Origin of the sequence: Bifidobacterium anseris (genome assembly GCF_002860345.1) — a bacterium.
Lineage (GTDB): Bacteria > Actinomycetota > Actinomycetes > Actinomycetales > Bifidobacteriaceae > Bifidobacterium > Bifidobacterium anseris.
Genome location: NZ_NMYC01000001.1, coordinates 478307 through 501470 on the forward strand (window position 1 = coordinate 478307; position 23164 = coordinate 501470).

Consider the following 23164-nt stretch of genomic DNA (forward strand, 5'->3'; position numbering starts at 1 on the left):
TAGGGCGATCCGTCGCTCACATGTCGCGCAGCGATGCGAGGAACGTCTCGATCCGCGAGCACGCCTCCTTGATCTGCTCCATGCCCGTCGCATAGGAGATGCGCACGAATCCCTCGCCGGAGTCGCCGAACGCGGTTCCGGGGACGACGGCGACCCGCTGCTCCTCGAGCAGCCGCACGCAGAACTCGTCGGAGCTCAGCCCCGACGACGTGATGTTCGCGAAGACGTAGAACGTGCCCTTCGGCACATTCGTCGTCAGGCCCATGCGGTTGAGCCGCGCGCAGATGAGGTTGCGTCGCGCCTCGTACTGCCGGCGCATCGCAACGATGTCCGGCACGCCGTGCTCGAGCGCCTCGATTGCCGCGTACTGCGCGGCCGTCGGCGCCGACATGATGACGAACTGGTGCACCTTCGTCAGCTGCGCACTCAGCTCGGGGCTGCTCAGCAGGTAGCCGAGACGCCAGCCGGTCATCGCGAAAGCCTTCGAGAAGCCGTTGATCACGAGCACCTGATCGCGGATCTCACCGAAGTTCGCCGGTGAACAGAATTCCCCGTCGAACACCAGCTCGGAGTAAATCTCGTCGGAGATGACGTAGATGCCCGAATCCCTGATGATCGGCACGATGCGCGCATAGTCGTCGCGGCTCATGACGCCGCCGGTGGGATTCGACGGGAAGTTGAGGATGATCGCCTTCGTCCGCTCACTGATCGCCGCCTCGAGATCCTCGGGCAGCAGCTTGAAGTCGTGCTCCTGCGTCAGTTCGATACGCACCGGCACGCCGCCGGCCATCACGATCGCCGGTTCGTAGGCCACGTAGTTCGGGTCGAGCACGATGACCTCGTCGCCCGGGTTGATCAGCGTGCGGCAGCACAGGTCGACGGCCTCAGAACCGCCGACTGTCACGAGGATCTGCGATTCGGGGTCGTAGCCGATGCCGTAACGGCTGCGGTAGTAGTCGGCGATGCGCCGCCGCAGCGCGATGAGTCCCCGGTTCGCCGTGTAGTGGGTGTGGCCGTCCTCGAAGGATTCGACGGCCTTCGCGCTGATATGCCAGGGCGTGTCGAAGTCCGGCTCGCCCACGCCGAGCGAAATGACGCCCTTCATCGCGTTCGCCAGATCGAAGTACTTGCGGATGCCGCTGGGCTTGAGCGCCTCGACGACGGCATTGATCGGCTTCATCAGTAGCTCACCACCAATCGTCCCTCGTCACCCGTCGCGCGGGCGGCGCCGGTGAGCACGCCTGACTGCTTGTACTGCTTGAGCACGAACAGCGTCTTCGTGCCGCGCACGTGCTCCATGACGGCGATGCGGTCGGCGACGAAGCGGCACACCTCGAACATCGTCCTGCCCTGCACGAGGCAGATGAAGTCGTTGTCCCCGGTGATCAGATACAGCGAATCGATCTCGGGGTACTTCGCGAGCAGCGCAGCCGTGTGGTCGTAGCCTTCGTCCTTCATCGGGCTGACGTCCACCTCGATGAACGCCATGATGCGTTCGTCGCGCAACACCTTGTTGTAGTTGATCACCGTGTGGTAGCCGCAGATGATCCGCTCGTCCTCCATGCGCCGCACACTCGAGGCGACGCGTTCCTCGTCCTCGCCGAGGATGTCCGCCAGGTCGCGCGCGTCGAGCCGCGCGTCGTTCTCGAGCAGTTCGAGAATCGACAGATCGTTCGCGTCGACGTCCGCGTCCTGCGCGCGGCCGTCCCTATCCATGTCGCCCATGTGGCGCCCTCCTTCCGTGTGTCTGTCCGCTGCGTGCGTCGTAATCATTGGCGATAGTAGGAGAAGAATCGCGTCATCTTGTCGACGGCGCCCTTGAGCACCTCGACGCGCGGAAGATAGACGACGCGGAAGTGGTCGGGGTCCTTCCAGTTGAAGCCGGTGCCCTGCACGATGAGCAGCTTCTCGTCGTGCAGCAGGTCGAGTGCGAACTGCTCGTCGTTGTGGACGTTGAATTTCCTCACGTCGATCTTCGGGAAGATGTAGAACGCGGCCTTCGGTTTGACGGCGGTGATGCCGTCGATCGAGTTGAGCGCGTTGTAGATGTATTCGCGCTGTTCGTAGATGCGGCCGCCGGGCACGATGTAGTCGTTGACGCTCTGATGGCCTCCGAGCGCGGTCTGTACGATCGACTGCGCCGGCACGTTCGAGCAGATGCGCATGTTCGTGAGCATGTCGAGGCCCTCGATGTAGTCCTTCGCGATCGCCTTGTTGCCTGACAGGATCATCCAGCCGATGCGGTAGCCGGCGATCATATGCGACTTCGACAGGCCGCTGTAGGTGACGCAGAACAGATCCGGCGCGAGCGAGGCGATCGACGTGTGCTCGAGGCCGTCCATGACGAGCCGGTCGTAGATCTCGTCGGAGAAGATCATCAGCTGGTGCTCGCGCGCCAGTTCGACGATCTGCTCGAGCACCTCCTTCGGGTAGAGCGCGCCGGTCGGGTTGTTCGGGTTGATGATGACGATCGCCTTCGTGCGGTCGGTGATCTTGGAGCGCATGTCGTCGATGTCCGGATACCATTCCGACTGCTCGTCGCACACGTAGTGCACCGGCTTGCCACCGGCCAGCGTGACGCACGCCGTCCACAGCGGATAGTCGGGCATCGGCAGCAGCACCTCATCGCCGTTGTCGAGCAGCGCGCTCATGCTCAGGTTGATCAGTTCGCTGACACCGTTGCCGGTGTAGATGTCTTCGACGCCGACGTTCGGCAAGTTCTTGAGCTGGGCGTACTGCATGATCGCCTTGCGTGCCGAGAACAGGCCCTTGGATGCCGAATAGCCTTCGGTGTCGGTGAGCTGCTGCGCCATGTCGTAAACGACCTCGTCGGGCGTGCGGAAGCCGAAGGGCGCCGGGTTGCCGATGTTGAGCTTCATGACATGCATGCCGGCGGCCTCCATGCGCGCGGCCTCGTCGACGACCGGTCCGCGCACGTCGTAGAGGACGTTGTCGAGCTTGTGCGACTTCGTGAAGGTGCGCCTGCCGCGCGTCTTGGGTTCCTCGGACGTCACGCTCGACGGCACGTCGGTGAACGAGGGATCCTGTACATCGTCGTCGAATTGCGGTTCCATGCTGTGCTCCTGTCCGGGTTGTGCTGCGATGTGCTGGTTGTTCAAAGTTGATGATGAGAAGTGTTCACCGTTGTTATGTTCAATGGAGGCATGATGTTCAACGTGAGCAGCCTGTTCAATCTTTGTATATTCAATATTGCTTGACTGTTCAATGATTTCCGATTGTTCAACGTTGGACCGTTGTTCAACGCTGTCATAAGATTGAACATCTGTGCCGTGTTCAACGTCGTCAACATGTTCAATGTTGATGTTCCGTTCGACGTACTCACTATGTTCAACTGGGTGCGTGTGCTCAACGGAATCGTCATGTTCAACGGCATCGTGATGTGCGACGTTATCATGCGCGCCGCTCCCCTCGATCACATCGTCGAAGGTCGCCGGATGCGCGTCGAAGGCGACGGCCTCGCCTGCGAGCCAACGCGCGTCGACACCGAGCACGGCCGCGAGGAATCGTTCGATCTCAGGGCGCGGACGCGTCTTGCCGTTGACGTACTGGCTGACGTGGCTGCGGCCGAGCTTGACGCCGTGCTCCTCGGCGGCCTTCACGAAATCGCTCTGCCGTATGTTGCGCAGTTCCATCGCCTGATTGAGACGATGGGCGAAGCGATCCTCCATCTGAAGCTCCTTCCAACGGGTGTTCAACGCAAAACTGAGCGACAGTCTAGCACACGTTGAACATGACACGCTGAACATTGAACAAAATATGGACATCGTTGAACGCAGCCAACCGGGCATATCTGCGCATGCCTTTTCAGACATGTGTTCAACATTGTCATATTGATGTTCAACGCTACCGATTATTTGTTCAATGTCTGTGTTCAGGTGTTCAACTACAGCAGATTCTGTTCAATCCACTGTGCGACGCCGTCGTCGTTGTTCGACGCACATACGTCGTCGCTGATGGCGAGGACCTGCGGGTTCGCGTTCGCGACGGCGACGCCGGTGCCGGACTGCTGCATCATCGCGATGTCGACGATGTCGTCACCGAAGGACACAGCCGACGTCGGGTCGATCCCCCAGCGTTCATACAGCGTGCGCATCGCCTGCTCTTTGTTCGCGTCCGGTGCCATCAGCATCCACAGCCTCCCCTCCGAGATGTGCACGTCAAAGTCGTCCGGGACAAGCGTGGCGAGCAGTTCGGTCTGGTCGGCACGCGGGAAGATGATGATCTTGTCGGCAACGCCTTCGGGCACATCACGGAAATCGGTGTAGGTCCACGTCTGCGTCGTCCAGTACTGCGTCACGTCGAAGTTCGTGTAGCGCACGTCGTCCATGACGATGCCGATCTGCAGATCTGGCATGACGCTCAGGATCGCACGGCACACCTCGCATGCGCGGCGCGACGGGAACCCGACCTTGAGGATGCCGTCCGCCGCAACGGGGCGTCGCCCGGTGAGCGAGTCCATGTCGGAATGGGCGGGGTCGAAGTCGATGAGCGCGCCGTTGAGATAGATGCACGCGTCGGCGTGCAGACGCTGGACAATGCCGAGGCCGGTGCTCACCGGGCGCGCCGTGGCGACGGCGAACGGGACACCGGCGGCGTGCAGACGGTCGACGGCGCGCTGCGTGCGCGCGCTGAAGTCGCGGTCCTCGAAACGCAGCGCGTCGTGCAGCAACGTGCCGTCGAGATCGACGATGACGGATGGTGTGTCGGGCATGGTCTCCCCTCCCCTATCAGGTTGTCGTGGCAATGGTCGGATACGCGGTGGTCGGATACAAAGAATCCCATGGCCGTCATGGCCATGGGATCGAAGCTGATGAGCGTCGTCCGGATGCTCAGGCTGCGGGGACGAACTTCGCGATGAGTCCGAGCGCGACGATGATCGCGACCCAGATGAGCGCGATGATGACCGTCCAGCGATTCAGGTTCTTCTCCGCGACGCCCGAGGAACCGGCGTTCTGCGTCAGGCCGCCGCCGAACATGTCGGACAGGCCGCCACCCTTGCCCTTGTGCATAAGGATGAGCAGGGTGAGCAGCAGGCTGAGCACGACGAGCACAATCTGCAGAATCAGCTTGACAACTGCGATACCGGACACTGGTGAACCTCCAAAACTATCAATTGCTGGTACCACCTTAGCGCAAGGCCGAGAACAAAACGATGCATAATCTCAAAGACCTTGTGAAGATGTGGTCTGCAGCGTGAGCATGCAGATCCTCGTCAGCTCGTCGACGTGCAGAGCGGCGCCGCCGATGAGGAATCCGTCCACGTCGGGTTCGCTGATGAGTTCGACGGCGTTCTTCGACGTGACCGATCCCCCGTACAGCACGCGCACCGTCTGTGCGACGTGGTCGTTGAAGGTGCGCGCCAGATGCGCGCGGAACGCCTCGGCTGCGTCCTGCGCGGACTGCGGCGTGGCGACCATGCCGGTGCCGATCGCCCACACCGGCTCGTAGGCGATGATGAGCCGTTCGGCCTCCTCGTCGGACAGGTCGCGCGTCACGTCGTGCACCTGGCCGACGGCGAAGTCGAGCTCGATGCCCTTGCGACGCTCCTCGAGGCTTTCGCCGACGCACAGGATCGGCTGCATGCCGGCGGCGAGGACGGCGCGCACCTGGTCGACGATGTTCGCGTCGTCCTCGGGATGGTATTTGCGGCGTTCGGAATGCCCGACGATGACGTAGCTGCAGCCGAGCCGGGCGAGCATGTCCGCGGAGACGTCGCCGGTGAAGGCGCCCTGGGATGTGACGGAGACGGTCTGCGCCCCGTAGCGGATCCTGAGGTTGTCGGCGTCGACGAGCACCTGGACGCTGCGCAGCGCCGTGAAGGCCGGGAACAGCGCCACCTCGCATTTCGAGAAGTCGAAACGGCGGGATTTGAGGTTTCTCGCGAATTGCTGGACGAAGGCGGTCGCCTCAAGATGATCGAAGTTCATCTTCCAGTTACCGGCCACCATCGGAATGCGTGCTGATGCCATATGGATTCCCTAGGACTTGGGTCTGCGGATGGAACGCGCGGCGCGCACCGCCGTGTACCGGACGGTGCGCGCCTTGGTGTATCGGGTCGCTCGCGGCGGAATGTGTCAGTCGAGGACCTTGAGGCCCGGGAGCTCCTTGCCCTCGAGGAATTCGAGAGAGGCGCCGCCGCCGGTCGAGATGTGCGAGAAGCCGTCCTCCGGGAAGCCGAGGTTGCGCACCGCGGCCGCGGAGTCGCCGCCGCCGACGATCGTGAACGCGCCGTTAGCCGTCGCGTCGACGAGCGCCTGGGCGACCGCGCGGGTGCCGTTGGCGAACTGCGGGATCTCGAACACGCCCATCGGGCCGTTCCACACGACCGTCTTGGAATCGACGATCTTGTCATGGAAGAGCTTGCAGGACTCCGGGCCGATGTCGAGGCCCATCATGTCGGACGGGATCTGGTCGGCCGGGACGACCTCCGGGTCGATCGGGGTGTCGCCCGCCGGGAAGCCCTTGTTGACGACGATGTCGATCGGAAGGACGAGCTCGACGCCGTTCTTCTCGGCCGTCTCGATGTAGCCCTTGACCTTCTCGATCTGATCCTCCTCGAGCAGCGAGGTGCCGACCTCGTAGCCCTTGGCCTTGAGGAACGTGAACACCATGCCGCCGCCGATGACGAGACGATCGGCCTTGTCGAGGAGGTTCTCAATGACGCCGAGCTTGTCGGAGACCTTCGAACCACCGAGCACGACGGTGAATGGACGCTCCGGGTCCTCGGTCGCCTTGGACAGCGCCTTGACCTCCTTCTCCACGAGCAGGCCAGCGGCGGCCGGCAGATCGGCCGCGACGTCGTAGTTGGAGCCCTGCGCGCGGTGCACGACGCCGAAGCCGTCGGAGACGAAGACGTCGCCGAGGGCGGCGATCTTCTTCGCGTACGCGGAACGCTCGGCCTCGTCCTTGCTCGTCTCCTCCGGGTTGAAGCGGACGTTCTCGAGCAGCACGACGTCGCCGTCCTTCATCGCGGCGACCTTCTCCTGCGCGTCCGGGCCGTAGGTGTCCTTCGCGAGGACGACCGGCACGCCGAGCAGCTCGCTCAGGCGCGCGGCGACCGGCGCGAGGGAGAGCTCCGGGACGACCTTGCCCTTCGGGCGGCCCAGATGAGCCATGAGGATGACCTTCGCGCCGTCCTTGCGCAGCTGCTCGATCGTGGGCAGCGCGGCCTTGATGCGACCGTCGTCGGTGATGGTCGTGCCATCGAGCGGCACATTGAAATCAGCGCGGACGAGGACGCGCTTGCCCTTGAGATCTCCAAGATCCTTGAGTGTCTTCATATGGATTTTCCTTTCTCGCCGCCGGGGTTGACGGGGAACGGCTGCATGATCCGCCAGTTACGCATCATACAGCCAAAAACGAACAGGCGATGCCTTCGCCGAGAGCGTCGCCGCGCCTGTCCACAGATCTGCGGGGCCCTGCCGGCCCCGGGGACCGAGGCCTCAGGCCTCGGCGTCGTTCTCCTGGGACGCCTTGGCGACCTTGTCCGCAAGCTGCAGCAGGCGACGGATGCGTCCGGCAACCGCGTCCTTCGTGATCGGCGGCTCGGCGAGGCGTCCGAGCTCCTCGAGGCTCGCGTCGTCGTGGTCGAGGCGCAGCTGGCCGGCGGCGCGCAGGTTCTCCGGCACGTCGTCACCGAGGATCTCGAAGGCGCGGCGCACCTTCTCGCACGCCTCGGCCGCGGCCTTCGCGCTGCGGCGCATGTTCGCGTCGTCGAAGTTGGCCAGACGGTTCGCCTTGCCTCGGGCCTCGCCGTCGGAGCGCTTGCCTGTCCATTCGCGCGCCGAGCGCGGCGCGCCCATCAGGTTGAGCATGCGTTCGATCGCGTCGGGGTCCTTGAGCGTGACGCGGCGCGAGCTGCGCAGCTGGCGCGGCTTGGCGCTGATGCCGAGGCGGCGTGCGGCGCTCGTGAGCGCCAGCGCGGTCTCATCGGTCGGGCAGATGATCTCGAGATAGCTGGCCTTGCCCGGATCGGACAGGCCGCCGTGCGCGAGGAACGCGCCGCGCCAGATCGCCTTGATCTGCGCGATGTTGCCGGCCGTGAGCTCCTGCGGCAGGCCTGCGACGGCCTGATGCTTGCGCCGGTCGAGCAGGCCGGTCTGCAGTGCGAGGGCGACGCCGCCGCGTTCGACGATGACCATGTAGCGCCGCACCGGGCCGGTCGGCGTCTGGCGTTCGACGGCCGTCAGCATTGCGTCGTGGCCGTAGAGGTTCTTAATCGCCCGCTGGAGCCACTGGGCCGCGTCGAGCGAGTCGAACTGCGCCTGAACGATGATGTTTCGATCGCTTTTGCGAAGGCCGCCTCCGAAACGGAGCATCGAGGTCACCTGCGCCTTCTGCGCGAGGACCATCTCCCCGTCGATTTCGGACAGCTCACGTTTGACTTCATCGAGAAGAGCCAAAGGATCCTCCTGTTGTGTTTATCGTGATCGATACGGCGTGTCGCAAGTGACCACCGAGATTCCGTGATACCGAAGGTCTTGGACAACGACGAATGTGGAATCGCATTTGACAAACCGTTGGAATTGTGCTTGTTTCTCCGCGTGTCGCGCGGGCGCCGCAACGGGTCAGGACTGGTGGCGGTCGAGCTCGCGCGCGGACACGCTCACGTTGAGCCCGTGCGCGCGCAGACGCTCCGCCAGCGCCTCGCTCATCGCGACGGAGCGGTGCTGGCCTCCGGTGCAGCCGATAGCGATCGTCACGTAGTGCTTGTCCTCCTGCGCGTAGCCCTCCACGGCGATCTCGATCGCCTTCTCGTACGCGTCGAGGAAATCGGTCGCCCCCTTGCTGCGCAGCACGTAGTCGCTCACCGGCTCGTCGCGGCCGTTGAGTCCGCGCAGCTCGGGCACCCAGTACGGGTTCGGCAGGAAACGCACGTCGGCCACGAAGTCGGCGTCGATCGGGATGCCGTATTTGAAGCCGAAGCTGAAGATATGCACCGAGACGGTCGTCGGCCCCGAGCCCATGAGCGCGTTGTACAGCTTCGTCGACAGCTGGTGGATGCTCAGATGGGAGGTGTCGATGACGATGTCCGCGCGCTCCTCGAGGTTCTCGAGCATCTCACGCTCCTCGCGGATGCCGTCGATGAGCCGGCCGTTGCGCTGCAGCGGATGCGGGCGGCGCACCGCCTCGAAGCGCTTGATGAGCACCTCGTCGTCGGCGTCGAGGAACAGGATGCGCGTCTTGACGCCGAGGTCGTCGAGATGACTGAGCATCGCGGACAGGTCGGTGAAGTAGTCGCGGGAACGCACGTCGATGACGGCGGCGAGCTTGTGCACGCCGCTTTTGGACGCGGTCATCATGTCGACCATCGGCACCATGAGCTGCGGCGGCATGTTGTCGACGACATACCAGCCCATGTCCTCGATGCTGTGCGCGGCGTGCGACCTGCCCGCCCCGGACATGCCGGTGATGAGCATGACCTCGAATCCCTCGGCGGGGCCTGCGATGTGCCCCTGCTGTCCGTCCCCGTGCGTCGCCGTCTCGTTGCCTTGACTCACAGTGCCTCCTCCAATGCCTCTCTCATGGCCTTCTCGAGCGTGTCATGCACCGGCTGCGCACCGACGGCGTCGAAGTCCCCGTCCGCGGCGAGTCCGGTCATGAGCAGCACCTGGGCCACCGCTTGATACAGTAGCATCTCCTCGCCGCCGAGCGCGACGCCGCCCAGACGTCCCCACATGCGCATCAGTTCGGTGGGCCGCGGATCGTAAACCACGTCGAGCAGCATCCCATGCACGCTTTCGCCGGCCTCGGACAGGCGGTTCGCGACGGTGTCCGCGCCGTGCGCGGGGATCGTGTTGACGACGAGGTCGGCGCCGGCGAGCAGCCGCGGCAGCCGTGCGTCGTCGAGCGCGACCGTCGTCACGTCGATGCCGTGGCGTGCGCCGATCTCGGCGAGGGCGGCGTTGCGTTCCGGATGGCGCGCGGCGACGGTCACGCCGGCCACGTCGCCCATCATCGCACACGCCGCGAGGGCGGACGTGGCCGTATTGCCGTTGCCGAGGACGACCGCCGAGCGGTTCGCCGACGGCGTGACGCCTTCCTTGTTGGCCGCATGCGCGAAGGCGCGGGCGATGCCGTAGACGTCGGTGTTGTACAGGCGCGTCGAGCCGCCGGCGAAGACCGCCGTGTTCGCGACGCCGAGTTCGCGCGCCCACAGGTTCGACGGCGTGCCGTAGGGCTGGATCGTGCGTTTGAGCGGCATCGTCAGGCTCAGCCCGGCCCAGCCGGCGTCGAGCGAGCCGAGGAAACCGGCGAGCCCCTCCTCGTCCATCTCGATGCGCCCGTAGCTCCAGCCGTCCAGTCCGAGCGCGCGGTAGGCCGCCTCGTGGAGCACCGGCGAGAGCGAATGGGCGATGGGCTTGCCGAGGACGGCGCACCGCCGTGGTCCGTTGTTCATGCAACCTCCTGACATGGTCGCCGGCATGGCTCCGGCTTGGTCTGCCACCAGCGTACCGCACGACCGGCGCGATGCACGACCGTGATGAGGTACCGTCGGGCGGCGCTCATGCATCGTCCGACGCGCCGTCGTCGCCGACGCCGGGCTCGGCATTGGCATGCAGCGCCTGCCAGATGCGCTGTGCCTTCGCGGAGCCGATGCCTTTGACCTCCTCGAGCGCTTCGACGCTCGCCTCGCGCATCGCGCGCACTGATCCGAAATGCGCGAGCAGCCGCTTCTGGAACGCCGGTCCCACGCCGGGGATGCCGTCGAGCGCCGAACGCAGCGCGCCCTTGCGGCGCGAACGTCGATGGTAGTCGATCGCGAAACGGTGCGATTCGTCGCGCACGCGCTGCAGCAGGTACATGCCCTCCGAGGCGCGCCGCAGGATGATCGGATAGTCGTCGTCGGGCACCCACACCTCCTCGAGGCGTTTCGCAAGTCCGCACACGGCCACGTCGTCGACGCCGCAGTCGGCGAGGGCCTGCGCGGCGGCCATGACCTGCGGCCTGCCGCCGTCGACGACGACGAGGTTCGGCTTGTAGGCGAAGCGGCGCCGGTCGGTGTTCTGCTGCACGATCAGCTCCGCGCCCGCATTGTCTGCCTCGACCGCGTCATCCGCGACGCCCGTGTCATCCGTCGCATGCGCCACGCCGTCGCGCATCGCACGGGCCGCGCGGCGCTCGTCGTCGATGCTGTCGCCGCTGTCGCCGCTGTCGCCGGCGATGTTGCCGTGCCGGAAGCGGCGCGTGAGCGTCTCGCGCAGCGCCGAGAGGTCGTCGAGCGCGCCGGAGCCGTCCTCGCCGCGGATCGCGAAGCGCCGGTATTCGGACTTCTTCGCGACGCCGTCCTCGAACACGACCATCGACGCGACCTGATAGGAGCCGCCGACCGTGTTCGAGATGTCGTAGCATTCGATGCGCAGCGGCGCCTGGTCGAGCCCGAGCGCCTCGGCGACCTCGTTCATCGCCTCGGTGCGCGCGCCGATGTCGCTGATGCGGCTCATCTTGCTGCGCTGGAGCGCCTGCTGCGCGTTCTGGTCCGCGCGTTCGAGCAGCTGGCGTTTCGCGCCGCGCTGCGGCACGTCGATCGAGACGGCTCCCCCGCGCAGCCGCGACAGCCACGTCTCGAGCTCCTCGCGGCGCGACGGTTCGACCGGCACGAGGATCTGCCTGGGCACGGGCGCGATCGGCGCGAGCAGGTCGGCGCGTCCGGTCTGTTCGAGCCGTTCGTTGCGTTCGCGCGTCGCCTGCGCGCGCGCCGTCGGATCGGTCGCGCGGAAACGCTGCGAGGCGGCGACGGCGTTGCGCTCCTCGTTGACGACGACCTTCGCGCCCTGCCCGCTTTCGCCTGTGCCGTCGCCGACGAGGTCGGCGTAGACGCGCACGAGCAGGTCGGCGATGATCTCGTCGTCCCCGACGTCCTCGCAACGTTCGACGCTCCAGTTGCGTTCGCCGCGAATCGTGCCGGTGCGCACGAAGAAGGCGTGCACCGACGCCTCGAGCTCGTCGGTGGCGAAACCGAAGACGTCGGCGTCCACGTCCTGGTCGAGGACGACGGAGTTCTGCTCGACGACGCTCGACAGCATGTGGATGTCGTCGCGCAGCCGCGCGGCGCGTTCGAAGTCGAGCTCGGCGCTCGCCTCCTTCATCTGCGCGGTGAGCTGGGCGATGTACGAGCGTCCGATGCGTCCGGTGAGCACGCCGACGAGCTGCTCGCACATGCGCCGGTGCTCCTGCGGCGCGATCCTGCCGACGCATGGCGCCGAGCATTTGCCGATCGACGCGAGCAGGCAGGGCCGTCCGGTCAGCTGCGCCTTGCGGAACACGGACGGCGTGCAGGTGCGCACCGGGAACGCGCGCAGCAGCCGATCGAGGCTCTTGCGCAGGTCCCACACCTTCGCGTAGGGGCCGAAGTAGCGGGTGTCGCGGCGCTTGCGGCTGCGCGTGATCCACACGCGCGGGTATTCCTCCCCGGCCGAGATCGCCAGATATGGGTAGGTCTTGTCGTCGCGGAACACGACGTTGAAGCGCGGGTCGAACTCCTTGATCCACGTGTATTCGAGCGTGAGCGCCTCGATCTCGGTGCCGACGACGGTCCATTCGAGCGAGCGTGCCGTGAGCACCATCGTCTGCGTGCGCGGGTGGAGCTGCGCCAGCGGCTGGAAATAGTTGGTCAGCCGGTTGCGCAGGTTCTTCGCCTTGCCCACGTAGATGACGCGCCCCTCGCCGTCGCGCCATTTGTAGACGCCCGGCTGCGCGGGGATGTCCGAGGTCTTCGGGCGGAACAGGTCACGGCTGTCGCCGAGCAGCGGCGCGCCGTTCGCGTTGACGCCCGGGCCCGCAGCCGCCGCGGCCGCCGCGTCCGTTGCGCCGGACGCGGCCAGGTCGCGCGCGATCGCATGCCAGGTGCCCGGCGCATGCCGTTCGAATACGCTCATCTCCCCTGCCTTTCCACGATGACGTTCACGGGATGACCTTCACGATGACCTTCGATTAGCGTCCATGCTTTCGGTGGACGTCCATGATGACGCCGCTGCTCGGCTAGCTGACGCCGGCAAACGGCGTCAGCTAGCCGAGCAGCGGTTCGAGGAACTTGCCGGTCCACGATTCGTCGCACTCGACGATGTGCTCCGGTGTGCCCTCGGCGACGATCGTGCCGCCGCCTTCGCCGCCCTCGGGGCCGAGGTCGATGATCCAGTCGCTCGACTTGACGACGTCGAGGTTGTGTTCGATGACGATGACGGTGTTGCCCTTGTCGACGAGCCCCTGCAGCACAACGAGGAGCTTGTTGACGTCCTCGAAGTGCAGGCCGGTCGTCGGCTCGTCGAGGATGTAGACGGTCTTGCCAGTGCTCCGGCGCTGCAGCTCGGTGGCGAGCTTGACGCGCTGCGACTCGCCGCCCGACAGCGTCGTGGCGGGCTGGCCGAGGCGGATGTAGCCCAGTCCGACCTGCACGAGCGTGTCAAGGTAGCGCGAGATCGCCGGGTAGGCCTTGAAGAACTCGGCGGCCTCGCTGATCGGCATGTCGAGCACGTCGGCGACCGACTTGCCGTTGTACTTGACCTCGAGCGTCTCGCGGTTGTAGCGCTTGCCGTGGCATTCCTCGCAGTCGACGTAGACGTCCGGCAGGAAGTTCATCTCGATCTTGAGCGTGCCGTCGCCGTGGCACGCCTCGCAGCGGCCGCCCTTGACGTTGAACGAGAAGCGTCCCGGTCCGTAGCCGCGCACCTGTGCCTCGGGCGTCTTCGCGAACAGCGCGCGGATCTTGTCCCACACGCCGGTGTAGGTGGCCGGGTTGGAGCGCGGCGTGCGCCCGATCGGGTTCTGGTCGACGTGGATGACCTTGTCGCACTGGTCGACGCCTTCGACGCGCGTGTGCTTGCCGGGCACGATCCTCGCGCCGTTGAGCCGGTCGGCGAGCACCGGATACAGGATCTGGTTGACGAGCGTCGACTTGCCCGATCCGGACACGCCGGTCACACAGGTCATGACGCCGAGCGGGAAGTCGACGGTGATGTCCTTGAGGTTGTTCTCGCGGGCGTCGACGACGCGCAGCCTGCGCGACTTCTTCGGCTTGCGCCGCTTGGCGGGCACCTCGATCCTGCGCCGCCCGGCGATATAGTCGCCGGTGATCGAGCGCTTCGCGTCGACGAGATGGTCGGCGGGTCCCGAGTAGACGACCTCGCCGCCGTGTTCGCCGGCGCCCGGGCCGATGTCGACGAGCCAGTCGGCCGAACGGATCGTGTCCTCGTCGTGTTCGACGACGATGAGCGTGTTGCCCAGGTCGCGCAGATGGTGCAGCGTGTCGATCAGGCGGGCGTTGTCACGCTGGTGCAGGCCGATCGACGGCTCGTCGAGCACGTACATGACGCCGACGAGGCCCGAGCCGATCTGCGTGGCGAGGCGGATGCGCTGCGCCTCGCCGCCCGACAGCGTCTTCGCGGCGCGCGAGAGCGTCAGGTAGTTGAGGCCGACGTCATTGAGGAAGCCGAGGCGCGCGCGGATCTCCTTGACGACCTCGCCGGCGATGTGCGCAGCGGGGCCCGTCAGGTCGAGCTCGTTGATCCATGCGAGGCTGCGTTCGGCCGGCATGTCGCACACGTCGGCGATCGAGCGGCCGTCGACGGTCACGGCGAGGACCTCGGGCTTGAGGCGCTTGCCGTGGCAGGCGGCGCACGGCACCTCGCGCATGTACGACTCGTAGTACTGTTTGCGCTGCTCGGAGTCGGTCTCCTCGTGGCGGCGCATCAGCGAACGCACGACGCCTTCGAAGCCGGTCGAGTATTCGCGCATGCGCCCCCAGCGGTTGCGGTACGAGACGGTGACCTTGAAGTCTTTGCCGTACATGATCGCCTGGCGCGTCTCCTCGGGCAGGTCCTTCCACGGCGTGTCCAGGTCGAAGCCGAGTTCGGAGCCGAGACCTTCGAGCACATGGCGATAGTAGTCGCCGGTGGACTTCGTCATCATCCACGGCTCGATCGCGCCCTCGTTGAGCGTCTTGTCCGGGTCGGGCACGACGAGTTCGGGGTCGATCGCGAGGCTGAAGCCCAGGCCCGTGCATTCGGGGCAGGCGCCGTAGGGCGCGTTGAAGGAGAAGGTGCGCGGCTCGATCTCGTCGAGTTCGAGCGTGTGGCCGTTGGGGCAGGCCATGTGCTCGGAGAAGGGGACGCGCCGGTCGGAGGCGTCGGCGTCGCGGTCGACGAAGTCGGCGACCATGATCCCCTTCGCCAGGCGCAGCGCCGTCTCGACGGAGTCGGTGAGGCGCTGGCGGATGCCGTCGCGCACGACGAGACGGTCGACGACGACCTCGATCGTGTGCTTCTTCTGCTTGGCTAGGCTGATCTCATCGGACAGCTGGCGCATCTGCCCGTCGACGAGCGCGCGGGCGTAGCCGTCGCCGCGCAGCAGTTCGAGCAGGTCCTCGAACTCGCCCTTGCGGCCGCGCACGACCGGCGCGAGGATCTGGAAGCGCGTGCCCTCGGGGTTGGCGAGCAGACGGTCGACCATCTGCTGCGGCGTCTGCGCGCTCACCTCGGCCCCGCACACCGGGCAGTGCGGGACGCCGGTGCGCGCGAAGAGCAGACGCAGGTAGTCGTAGATCTCGGTGATCGTGCCGACCGTCGAACGCGGGTTGCGGTTCGTCGTCTTCTGGTCGATCGAGACGGCCGGGCTCAGGCCCTCGATGAAGTCGACGTCGGGCTTGTCCATCTGGCCGAGGAACTGGCGCGCGTAGGCGGACAGCGATTCGACGTAGCGGCGCTGTCCCTCGGCAAACAGCGTGTCGAAGGCCATCGACGACTTGCCCGATCCGGACAGGCCGGTGAAGACGACCATGCGGTTGCGCGGGAATTCGAGGTCCGCATTCTTGAGGTTGTGCTCACGCGCGCCCTGGATGACGATCTTGAGGTCGTTCGGCAGATGGCCGATGTCCGCGATGAGCGAACCGTGCTCCTCGCGCAGCGGCGCCTTCGCCAACTCGCGGCTCAGGAAGGTGTCGCTCGACATGACGCGTTCGAGGACCGCGCGCGACGCGTGTGCTTCATGTTCTGCTGCCAATGGATACCGCCTTTCGATTCCGTGTGGCCGTCCGTGCGCCCCGTCCCGCGGACGCGCGGGCAACATGGGCGGCACAGGCAACACAAGGATAGCGCATCGCGGCGGAAAAATCGAACACCTGTTCGAAATCTCCGCATCGGGGTCCGACGGCGCGCCGCACGCGGCGCATATTCGCCCGCACGGCGAAAATCGGCGCCGCGACGCACGGCGGCGCACTCACTTCGCCTACGCTGGTAGTCATCGATCATCGATCATCCAGGCATCCGCGCAGGCGGCCGCGCGCCACCGCGCCGACCGCGGCGCGATGCGCAGGGAACGAAACGTAAGGAGAGCGAACATGGCAGACAACGGCAATACGCACGACGGCGCGCCGCACGCGGTGGACAAGGCCGCACCTCCGCGCAAGGCGGGGCGCGGCAAGGACGCGCAGGCCGGCACGAGGGCGCGCGAACGCGACGTCGAAATGATCGTCGCATGGGCCTCCTTCGCCGCGCTCATTGTCGTCATGGCGCTCGCGCAGGGCGGCGTCCTTGTGCACGTGGACATGAACGACGCTCGCCAGCGCGTGCACTCGTGGTTCTCGGCGCCGCGCTACGTGCAGCTCATCTGGATCCCCGTCTACCTGCTGCTCGCCGTGTGGCTCGTGCGTGTCGGCAACGGACGCCGGCACGCAAAACGGCTCGGCCGCGCGCGCTTCACGATGCTCGGCGCGCTGTTCACGGCCGCCTGCCTCGTCGGCGTCGGCTGGGTGTTCGCGTGGGCCTTCAAGAACTACCCCGCCTCGGTCACGCTCATCGTCGTGCAGACGGCGCTCGTATGGGTGCTGTGGTTCCTCTCCCGGCGCGACGACGCGAGCGTGTGGGGATGGGCGCCGTTCTCGCTGTGGGGGTCGTGGCTCGTCGTCGAGACGCTCGTCGACATTGCGCGCGCCGTCACCTACTACGTCTCGAAGGACGGCGCGATGAGCGGCACGGCCCAGTCCGTCGCCACGATCGTGCTCGCGCTCGCGCTGCTCGCCGCCGCTTGCCTCGCGCGCTTCCGCTTCGACGACTGGGTCTTCGGCCTCGTTTCGCTGTGGTCGGTCGTCGGCATCGCGATCCATCTGATGGACGTCTCGAAGTTTACGGCCGTCGTCATCATCGCGCTCGCCGCCGTGACGGCCGTGTTCATGTACGTGCCGTGGAAGCGCGTCTCCGGCAGGCTCGGCACGATCGAGCCGCGCAGGCAGGAGCCGACGAAGGCGCAGCGCGAGGCGATGCGTTCGCTGGACGCGCCGCACGTCGAGGACCTGCGCGCCGACGACGATGCCGACACCGTGGACGCGCATGCCGACGATGCCGCACACACCGCCGCGAACAAGGACGACGGACGGTGAGCGCGAAGGGCGCCGACGGCCGCTGGACGCGCGTCGAACACGGCTTCCCGCCGCTGTTCGACGCGCGTTCGCGCATCCTCTTCCTCGGCACGATGGCCAGTCCGAAGTCGCGTGAGGCCGGGTTCTTCTACATGCATCCGCGCAACCGTTTCTGGCCGATCATGGACGCGTTGTTCGCCGACCCGTCCGATCCGTCGGACAGGGTGGGCACGAGCGTGGAGTCGCGCCGCGCGTTCGCGCTCAGGCACCGTTTCGCGCTGTGGGACACCGTCGAATCGTGCGAGATCCTCGGGGCGTCCGACGCGTCAATCCGCGACGTCGTGCCGAGCGACCTGACACCGATCGTGCGCGGATCGCAGATCCGGCACATCTACCCGTGCGGTGCGAAGGCCGCGGGCCTGTACGAACGCTACTGCCGGCCGATGCTGCTCGCCGACGGCATCGACCTGCCGGCCACGGCACTGCCGAGCACGTCGCCGGCCTACGCGGCGAAGACGCTCGACGACCTGATCGCCGTCTACCGCGAACGCGTGGACATGTCCGACTTCGACTAAACGCCGGACCGGACGGCGCGCGGCGCGTTCATGGCCGCGTTTATGATGGTGCGCGCGGTTCATGATGGTGCGCGCGGTTCATGATGGTGCGCGCGGTTCATGTGCATGCGGCGCGCCGACGGACATCGGACGAACAATCAGACGAACACGAACATCTAGGGACTTCTACGGTCGGGAGACGGTGAATCAATGGCAATCGAAGTACAGGGACTGGAGATTCAGATCGGCGCGCGCACGCTGCTGCATCCGACGAGCTTCCACGTCGCCAAGGGCGACAAAATCGGCCTCGTGGGACGCAACGGCGCCGGCAAGACGACGCTGACGCGCACGATCACCGGCGAACTGCTGCCAACGGCCGGCACCGTGCGCGTGTCCGGCAAGCTCGGCTATCTGCCGCAGGACACGCACGCCGACGACCCGGAGCAGTCGGCGCTCGACCGCATGATGAGCGCGCGCGACATCGCGACGATCATCCGGCGCATCCGCAAGGCCGAGAAGGAGATGACCGACCCGGACCCGGACGTGATGACGAAGGCGATGAACCGCTACGACAAGGCGATGCAGGACTTCGAGAAGGCCGGCGGCTACGCAGCGCAATCCGAGGCGCAGGCGATGGCGGCGAGTCTGGGGCTGCCGCAGGACGTCATGGAACGTCCTCTCGGCACGCTCTCGGGCGGCCAGCGCCGCCGCATCGAGCTGGCGCGCATCCTGTTCTCCGACGCGGACACGCTCATCCTCGACGAGCCGACGAACCATCTGGACGCCGATTCGATCGAATGGCTGCGCGGCTTCCTCAAGAAGTACGAGGGCGGCTTCCTCGTCATCTCCCACTCGGTCGAACTGCTCGACGAGGTCGTCAACAAGGTGTGGCATCTCGACGCACAGCTCGCGCAGATCGACATGTATTCGCTCGGATACAAGGCGTACCTGCACCAACGCGCCGTCGACGAGGAACGCCGCCGCCGCGAACGCGAGGTCGCCGAGAAGAAGGCGGAGCGGCTCATGCAGCAGGGCATCCGCCTGCACGCCAAGGCGACGAAGGCCGTGGCCGCGCAGAACATGATGCGCCGCGCCGAACGCCTGCTCAGCGAGACGAGCGGCGAGCAGAAGAAGGAGAAGGTCGCCGACATCCGCTTCCCCGATCCGGCGCCGTGCGGACGCACGCCGATCATGGCGAAGGACATCTCGAAGTCCTTCGGCGACAACATCGTGTTCGCCGGCGTCGACCTCGCGATCGACAAGGGCTCGCGCGTCGTCATCCTCGGCTACAACGGCGCCGGCAAGACGACGACGCTGCGTCTGCTTGCCCATCTCGACGAGCCGGACACCGGCGTCGTCGAATACGGCCACGGCGCGAAGATTGGCTATTTCGCCCAGGAGCACGACACGCTCGAACTGGACATGACGGTCCTCGAAAACCTGCAGCATGTGGCCCCGGAGCTCACCGACACGCAGGCGCGTTCGATTCTCGGCTCGTTCCTGTTCTCCGGCGACGACGCGTTCAAGCCGGCGCGCGTGCTCTCCGGCGGCGAGAAGACGAGGCTCGCGCTCGCCACGCTCGTCACGTCGCGCGCGAACGTGCTGCTGCTCGACGAGCCGACGAACAACCTCGACCCCGCCTCGCGCGCCGAGATCCTCAAGGCGATCTCCAAGTACGAGGGCGCGATCGTGCTCGTCACCCACGACGAGGGCGCCGTCGAGGCGCTGCGTCCCGAACGCGTGCTGCTCATGCCCGACGGCGACGAGGACCTGTGGAACGACTCCTACCTCGAGCTCGTCGCCGAGGAGTGACGCTGCGCTCCGCGCCTCTCTCCTCGCAGAGCCCAACCAATTCCCTCGCATAATCACATAATCAAAGGGCCGCGCCTTGTGGAACATCCGGGATCGGGATTCCCGATCCGTGTTCCGCAAGACGCGGCCCTTTGTGTCGTGTCGGTTGTTGCAGTCAGTCGATGTCGACCGGCTCGTCAGGCGTGCCGGCCTGCGAGGCGCGCATGATGTCCGGTTCGACGTAGATCTCCCAGTTGTACCACGGCATCGACTCGCGCACCGACCGTTCGATCTTGTTGACGGTGTCCACGTCGTAGTCGCGGTCGAGTTTGGAGGTCTGCACCTTGAGGCACAGCAGGATGTTGTCCTCGGACATGTGCACGGACTGCATGTTGATGAGATCCTCGACGCCTTCGGTGCCTTCGACGGCCTTGATGATGCGTTCCTGCGTCAGCGGGCTGACCGATTCGCCGATGAGCAGCGAGCCCGCCTTGTAGGCGAGCAGCAGCGAGCCGACGATGAGGACGACGCCGACGCACATGCCGCCGAGCGCGTCATAGAGCTCGTCGCCGGTGGCGATCGCCAGGCCAATGCCGAGGAACGCGAAGGCGAGGCCGATGAGCGCGAGCGTGTCCTCCATGATGACCGAGGCAAGGTCAGCGGATTTCGTCACGCGCCAGAATCTGTAGATGCCCATGTGCGGCATGCCGGTATGTCGCATGCGTTCGTTCGATTCCTTGATCGACTGGTGCAGGCCGTAGCCTTCGAGACATGCGGAGATGATGACGACGACGAGCGCGACGACGAGTTCGCCGCGGTTGGCGGCGCGGATGGCGGGGTCCTCGAGCACGGCGCCGACCTTCTTGAGCGCCTCGCTCGTCGAGAAGAAGCCACCCACGAAGAACAGCAGCGTGGCGACGACGAAGGACGCGAGGTATTTGACGCGGTACCAGCCGAAGGGGTGTTGCGCGTTCTTGCGCCGTCTTCTGGCGACGCGGTCGCCGGCCATCAGCACGATCTCGTTCGAACAGTCGGCGATCGAATGCACCGATTCCGACAGCATCGACGACGAGCGTGTGAAGAGGAACGCGCCGAGCTTGGCGATGGCGACGCCGATGTTCGCGGCGAGGGCGGCCTTGACGGCCGCGCCCTCGTGCTTGCGTTCCTGCTGCGCGCTGACGCCCACGCCCGTCGCCGGCGTGGCGGTGTGCTTATCGGCGTCGTCCTTCACGGCGATGTCCTTCTCCTCGTTGTCCTTCATGTCCTCGTCCTTTTCTCGTTCTCGTCGTTGCTGACGTCGTCGTTGGCGTTGGCGTGCGTCACGCCTCGCCGTTGCCCGCGGTCATGTCTGCGTAGAGGCCGGTCTCGCGTTCGCCGAGCGCGGCGCGGATGCAGGCGATCGCGTTGAGCGCGCGCGGGTAGCCGATGTACGGCAGGCACTGCGAGACGACGGCGATGAGGAAATGCTCGTCGTTGCCCAGCCGCAGGTTGGCCTGGATGTGCGCGCGTTCCTGCGCCTCGCAGCCTCCCTGGCCGATGAGCAGGCAGAACGTGACCATTTCGCGTTGCGCCAACGTCAGGCCGCCGCGCGTGTAGTAGCCGCCGAAGCAGTCCTTGGTGAGCCATGCGTTGATGTGACGCGTGTCCTCGGGTCCTTTGCGCGGGAAGTCCTTCATCATGTCCCCGAACAGCCGCATCTCGATTTGCTCGCCTGCGTCCATGCGTCCGTCGGCGGCGACGGTGTTCTGCGCGGGCAGCGGCATCGCGACGTTCTCGGCGTTGAGGAAGTCGTTGACCTTCCTCAGGTAGGGCAGCGCATGGGCGAATCCGGCGTAGGGCGTCGCCTGGTAGATGACCTCCTTGAGCTGCAGAGACGTGACGCCGGTGCGATAGGCGACCGGCAGCATCATCTCGAAGGCGTCCATGCCCTGCGCGCCGATGATCGCGGCGATGACCGCGAGGCACCGGTCGGCCTCCCCCAGTTTCGGGTCGTTCGCCTCGCGCTCGTGCACAACCTCGTCGTAGGCGAATCGGGAGAACATCTCGATGTACTCCGGGTCGGTCTGGGCCAGGGTACGGTCGTCGTTCCAGAAATGGTTCATTTTCTTGTGCAGTTCCTCGAACACTGCATGCCTCCTGTCCGGCTGTCGGGGCGGATCCCGCCTCCATGGCCGCGCGACGTGCGGGCGCATGGACGAAACGGGCTTACGACGTCCGTATAATACGACAGACCATCGCATCATGCCCATGTCGAAACGCGCATGTCATGCGGTTTTCGCCATGGGCATGATGATGGTACATGGCGGGGCCGTCGGGCCCCGCGTCGGTTCACTTGGTCTGCAGCTTGTTGCTCGTCGCGTCGAAGTCGCTCACCGGCGTCGCCACAATTGTCGGGTCGTCGTAGGTGGCCATGTAGTAGGTCTTCGTCTTCGCCGAATAGCCGCTCGTGAACATCGTCTTCTCGAACTGGCCGTCGGCCATCGCGCTCATGCCTTCGATCATCGCGGCGCTCGACAGCGTCTTGAACAGGCGCGTGACGTTGTCCTTCTCGCCCTGCTTGTCCGGATAGTGCGCGTTCGCGTAGGCGATGCGCACGAAGCGGGACATCGAGTTCGGGTCGCCCGGCAGGCCATGTGCGCTCAGTCCCGCGCCCCACGGCTTGAGTTCGGCGCCTGCCCACTTGACGGGCTTGACCATCGTCGGCGTGCAGTTGATGTAGTTGATGAGGTTGGCGCGGTGCACCGGGAACTCTGGCTGGTTCGTCATGACGTCGATGTCGTTGTCATAGACGTGCATGCCGCTGGCGGTGTATTCGACGACGATGCTGCGCGTCGCGTCGCCGATGATCCAGTGCAGCATCGCGACCGGGTACTGGTCGTTGATCTGCTTGGCGACGATCGTCACGTTCTTGAGCGCCTCGGCGACCTCGTCGACGCTCGTGAAGCTGCGCGCCACCCACAGCGGGAACTCGTAGGCGGCGACGTTCGTCGTGAAGTTGACGCTGTCCTCGGCGTACTGCGCGTAGCCGGGGAAGTTGAGTCCGGCGACGGCCAGGCCGGCGTCGTTCGCGCAGTCGAAGTAGAGCGGCGTGTCGTCGACGACGATGCCGACGCCGATGACGGCGTGGTTGCGGTCCTCGGCGTTGAACGCCGGCTGGTAGGCGTAGTCGGCCGGCGTGTACACGATCTTCTCGCCGTAGCCGCACTCCCAATCGAGGTTGCGGCCGAAGTAGAGGTTGCCTTCGGCGTCGACGAAGCGAACTGCACTGCACATGATGATGTTCCTTTCCATATCGCGGTCGGTCACGCCGCCCGTGTTCGGTCGCGCACGCCGCCCGGCGGGCGGGGCGTGCGCCGTTGCCGCCATTGTAGGGAGCGTGACGGCGCCGGCGCGCTGGTTATCGTTGTCAGAGGAAGCGGTGCCACGGCGCGTTCCGGCGTTCGGCCGG

19 protein-coding genes are annotated in these 23164 nt (G+C 65.9%); 4 read left to right on the top strand and 15 right to left on the bottom strand.

Annotated features, from left to right (window positions below; all coding sequences use genetic code 11):
* Positions 1–16: 16 nt before the first annotated feature.
* From CGZ88_RS02075 to CGZ88_RS02085, 3 genes are read right to left on the bottom strand one after another with little or no spacing between them, the layout of a single operon-like run.
* The gene (locus tag CGZ88_RS02075) at positions 17–1180 is read right to left on the bottom strand and encodes a pyridoxal phosphate-dependent aminotransferase (protein WP_026645329.1); all 1164 of its coding nucleotides are present in this window, start codon (positions 1178–1180) and stop codon (positions 17–19) included.
* A complete protein-coding gene (locus CGZ88_RS02080) occupies positions 1180–1725 on the bottom strand; it encodes an Lrp/AsnC family transcriptional regulator (RefSeq protein ID WP_081664102.1) in 546 nt (181 codons plus the stop codon). Before CGZ88_RS02080 ends, CGZ88_RS02075 begins: the two co-directional genes overlap by 1 nt.
* A gap of 44 nt (positions 1726–1769) precedes the next feature.
* On the bottom strand, positions 1770–3230 hold the full coding sequence (locus CGZ88_RS02085; protein WP_231371449.1) for an aminotransferase class I/II-fold pyridoxal phosphate-dependent enzyme: 1461 nt from the start codon (positions 3228–3230) through the stop codon (positions 1770–1772).
* Between the two features lie 6 nt (positions 3231–3236).
* Between CGZ88_RS02085 and CGZ88_RS08815 the strand changes: the two genes are divergently transcribed.
* Entirely contained in the window at positions 3237–3749 is a 513-nt protein-coding gene (locus tag CGZ88_RS08815; RefSeq protein ID WP_133120872.1) for a hypothetical protein, read from the top strand.
* Positions 3750–3904: 155 nt separating this feature from the next.
* Here the strand turns inward: CGZ88_RS08815 and CGZ88_RS02090 are convergent, their stop codons facing one another.
* The 9 genes from CGZ88_RS02090 to uvrA form a co-directional block, all read right to left on the bottom strand.
* Positions 3905–4732 carry an HAD hydrolase family protein gene (locus CGZ88_RS02090; RefSeq protein ID WP_026645332.1) on the bottom strand — a complete coding sequence of 276 codons (828 nt, stop codon included), beginning with the start codon at positions 4730–4732 and terminating at the stop codon, positions 3905–3907.
* A 118-nt stretch (positions 4733–4850) separates the two neighbouring features.
* Positions 4851–5102 carry a preprotein translocase subunit SecG gene (gene secG, locus CGZ88_RS02095; RefSeq protein WP_024541321.1) on the bottom strand — a complete coding sequence of 84 codons (252 nt, stop codon included), beginning with the start codon at positions 5100–5102 and terminating at the stop codon, positions 4851–4853.
* An 81-nt stretch (positions 5103–5183) separates the two neighbouring features.
* On the bottom strand, positions 5184–5990 hold the full coding sequence (gene tpiA, locus CGZ88_RS02100) for a triose-phosphate isomerase (RefSeq protein ID WP_026645333.1): 807 nt from the start codon (positions 5988–5990) through the stop codon (positions 5184–5186).
* A gap of 105 nt (positions 5991–6095) precedes the next feature.
* Positions 6096–7301: a phosphoglycerate kinase gene (locus CGZ88_RS02105; protein ID WP_026645334.1), complete on the bottom strand. Its 1206-nt coding sequence runs from the start codon at positions 7299–7301 to the stop codon at positions 6096–6098.
* A 162-nt stretch (positions 7302–7463) separates the two neighbouring features.
* Positions 7464–8423 carry a DNA-binding protein WhiA gene (gene whiA, locus CGZ88_RS02110; protein ID WP_101670958.1) on the bottom strand — a complete coding sequence of 320 codons (960 nt, stop codon included), beginning with the start codon at positions 8421–8423 and terminating at the stop codon, positions 7464–7466.
* 165 nt (positions 8424–8588) lie between these two features.
* On the bottom strand, positions 8589–9521 hold the full coding sequence (rapZ, locus tag CGZ88_RS02115; RefSeq protein WP_026645336.1) for an RNase adapter RapZ: 933 nt from the start codon (positions 9519–9521) through the stop codon (positions 8589–8591).
* Positions 9518–10420 carry a shikimate dehydrogenase gene (locus tag CGZ88_RS02120; protein WP_026645337.1) on the bottom strand — a complete coding sequence of 301 codons (903 nt, stop codon included), beginning with the start codon at positions 10418–10420 and terminating at the stop codon, positions 9518–9520. The genes rapZ and CGZ88_RS02120 overlap by 4 nt, the downstream gene beginning before the upstream one ends.
* A gap of 106 nt (positions 10421–10526) precedes the next feature.
* Positions 10527–12899, bottom strand: coding sequence for an excinuclease ABC subunit UvrC (gene uvrC / locus CGZ88_RS02125; protein ID WP_101670959.1), 2373 nt, complete (start codon positions 12897–12899; stop codon positions 10527–10529).
* A gap of 130 nt (positions 12900–13029) precedes the next feature.
* A complete protein-coding gene (uvrA, locus tag CGZ88_RS02130; protein WP_026645339.1) occupies positions 13030–15966 on the bottom strand; it encodes an excinuclease ABC subunit UvrA in 2937 nt (978 codons plus the stop codon).
* Positions 15967–16354: 388 nt separating this feature from the next.
* Here uvrA and CGZ88_RS02135 point away from each other — a divergent pair, with 388 nt between their 5' ends.
* The 3 genes from CGZ88_RS02135 to CGZ88_RS02145 all read left to right on the top strand — a co-directional run bounded on the left by CGZ88_RS02135 (position 16355) and on the right by CGZ88_RS02145 (position 19737).
* Positions 16355–17392, top strand: coding sequence for a hypothetical protein (locus CGZ88_RS02135; protein ID WP_101670960.1), 1038 nt, complete (start codon positions 16355–16357; stop codon positions 17390–17392).
* Between the two features lie 92 nt (positions 17393–17484).
* Complete coding sequence (locus CGZ88_RS02140) at positions 17485–17946, top strand: uracil-DNA glycosylase family protein (protein WP_231371451.1); 462 nt, start codon at positions 17485–17487, stop codon at positions 17944–17946.
* A 189-nt stretch (positions 17947–18135) separates the two neighbouring features.
* A complete protein-coding gene (locus CGZ88_RS02145) occupies positions 18136–19737 on the top strand; it encodes an ABC-F family ATP-binding cassette domain-containing protein (protein WP_026645341.1) in 1602 nt (533 codons plus the stop codon).
* A 154-nt stretch (positions 19738–19891) separates the two neighbouring features.
* On the opposite strand, the gene CGZ88_RS02150 is transcribed toward CGZ88_RS02145, so the two are convergent.
* From CGZ88_RS02150 to bsh, 3 genes are all read right to left on the bottom strand, one after another.
* Complete coding sequence (locus CGZ88_RS02150) at positions 19892–20977, bottom strand: cation diffusion facilitator family transporter (RefSeq protein WP_081664103.1); 1086 nt, start codon at positions 20975–20977, stop codon at positions 19892–19894.
* A 58-nt stretch (positions 20978–21035) separates the two neighbouring features.
* Complete coding sequence (locus CGZ88_RS02155) at positions 21036–21842, bottom strand: carboxymuconolactone decarboxylase family protein (RefSeq protein WP_051198663.1); 807 nt, start codon at positions 21840–21842, stop codon at positions 21036–21038.
* 202 nt (positions 21843–22044) lie between these two features.
* Entirely contained in the window at positions 22045–22989 is a 945-nt protein-coding gene (gene bsh, locus CGZ88_RS02160) for a choloylglycine hydrolase (RefSeq protein WP_026645342.1), read from the bottom strand.
* Positions 22990–23164: the final 175 nt, after the last annotated feature.